This is a genomic window from Citrobacter sp. wls718 (assembly GCF_005280945.1).
Classification (GTDB): domain Bacteria; phylum Pseudomonadota; class Gammaproteobacteria; order Enterobacterales; family Enterobacteriaceae; genus Citrobacter; species Citrobacter gillenii.
The window spans coordinates 1-2,110 of record NZ_SZWV01000077.1; the positions used below are offsets into that span (position 1 = coordinate 1).

Annotated in this window: 3 protein-coding genes; all 3 read right to left on the minus strand. The window is 45.6% G+C overall.

Annotation, left to right across the window (positions count from 1 at the left end; translation table 11 throughout):
• Positions 1–52: 52 nt before the first annotated feature.
• Positions 53–271, minus strand: coding sequence for an HHA domain-containing protein (locus FDW95_RS15510; RefSeq protein WP_002892050.1), 219 nt, complete (start codon positions 269–271; stop codon positions 53–55).
• A 27-nt stretch (positions 272–298) separates the two neighbouring features.
• Positions 299–673, minus strand: a complete 375-nt coding sequence (gene tomB / locus FDW95_RS15515; RefSeq protein WP_115259201.1) for an Hha toxicity modulator TomB — start codon at positions 671–673, stop codon at positions 299–301.
• Positions 674–1,161: 488 nt separating this feature from the next.
• A partial coding sequence (locus FDW95_RS23910) for an efflux RND transporter permease subunit (protein ID WP_249359138.1) occupies positions 1,162–2,110 on the minus strand: 949 nt, incomplete at its 5' end.

Sequence of the window (2,110 nt, forward strand, 5' to 3'; positions counted from 1 at the left end):
GAACTTGTTCGCACCTTCCCTAACGCGATACCTGACTTAACCTCGTGAACAATTAGCGAATAAATTTCCAAACGGAAGTTGGAATCTTGTCGTACAGCTTATTCATCGTCAATTCAGCAAGGCGATGATCTGCTGCTGAGTAAAATACAGCCAGTTCATTGTCGGACAATTCATATTTATTTTTCTCAATAACGCGCTCGAGCGTGTCAATTGTCTGGCAGCGTCGAAGACGCATCAAATAATCTGTTTTAGTTAATGGTTTATCAGACATAACTCTTACCTATGATTGTAATATTTTTTAACAAGACAAACTAACAGGATTAGCCCTGGTGGCATTGACAAAACAGCGAAACAGTCGATTTCCGGACTTTCGCCATTTCTGCAAATCCTGCGTATTAATACCATAATTGCTGAACAACATAAAAGTGTCATCCAGGTATTCATCAATCTGCGCAATCAGCTTATTGTCCTCATTGTACTTAATTTTATAATTAAGTGCGAAGGTTGCAATATGCTCTATCAGTTCGTTGAGCTGCAGGCTGGTTGCTGAAGTCGGGTCATTAACCCAGCCATGGTTGCTTTGTTCAAGGTTTGCAAGACAGTCATGATACAAGGTTTCGCAGAGAAATTTAAGCTGCGCGATATCATGCCGTTTGGGTGAGTACTCGTCCATAGCGCATCCCCTTCTTAGTGGTTTAAACTAACCGAACACCTTCGGGGTGGATACAACAAACTACCTGAAACTTGCCCGTGACGCCTGATGATTTAACTATAATCTACTCTAAAAAAGATTTCATCGTCATATCATGAAAAATTACAATTGCGTAAAATTATGATGTGGCACCCTTTTTACATTTTACCTTACAAATGAAGGTATTCGAAATGGAACAACTTCTTTATTGTTCGGGCAATCATCAGGTTAACGGAGTTAGCTTTAGCAATCAAAGGCAACCTCTAACAATGCAGATTAGCTGCTAGGATTAATCTTAATAATTATTCAGGTAAAATAAGAAACCTCAAGAATTCTTAAGAATAGCCTTTAAGCCTACAGGGATTATATCGCTTATTCACTCGGCAGAAAATAAACGTAATCACAATAAGTGATTTTTATGATTTTTCCAGAAAAAAGGCCGCTTGCGCGGCCTTTTCATTAGCGATGAATCAATGGTGATCAACCGGGTGGCTGTGTTCAACATCTTCATTCTTGCGGCTAAAGCGGCGGCGAACCACCACAAAGAACACTGGAACGAAGAAGATAGCCAGTACGGTTGCTGTAACCATCCCGCCCATTACGCCAGTACCAACGGCGTTCTGCGCGCCACTCCCTGCGCCGGAGCTGATAACCAACGGCATGACGCCAAGAATAAAGGCCAGCGAAGTCATCAGGATCGGACGTAAACGCATACGAACTGCATCCAGCGTCGCCTCGATCAACCCTTTACCCTCTTTATCCATCAAGTCTTTGGCGAATTCGACGATCAAAATCGCGTTCTTCGCCGACAACCCAATGGTTGTGAGCAGGCCTACCTGGAAGTAAACGTCGTTAGTTAATCCGCGGAACGTCGCGGCCAGCAACGCACCGATAACCCCCAGCGGAACCACCAGCATAACGGAGAACGGAATTGACCAGCTCTCGTACAGTGCTGCCAGACACAGGAAGACGACGATCAGTGAAATGGCATACAGGGCCGGAGCCTGGTTGCCAGACAGTCGTTCCTGATAGGACATCCCGGTCCAGTCATAGCCGATACCGGACGGCAGTTTGCTTGCCAGTTGCTCCATCATTGCCATGGCTTCACCGGTACTTTTACCCGGTGCAGCCTGGCCTAAGATTTCCATGGAAGGCAGACCGTTATAGCGTTCCAGTCGCGGTGAACCATATTCCCAACGTGAGGTAGAGAAGGCGGAGAACGGTACCATTTGTCCATCGCTACCGCGAACGTACCAGTTTCCAATATCTTCCGGCAACATACGGTATTCCGCTTCAGACATGACGTAAACTTTCTTCACACGACCGCGGTCGATGAAGTCGTTCACGTAGCTTCCGCCCCATGCTGCACCCAGCGTTGTATTAATATCACTAATGGAAACGCCCAGCGCCTGCGCTTTT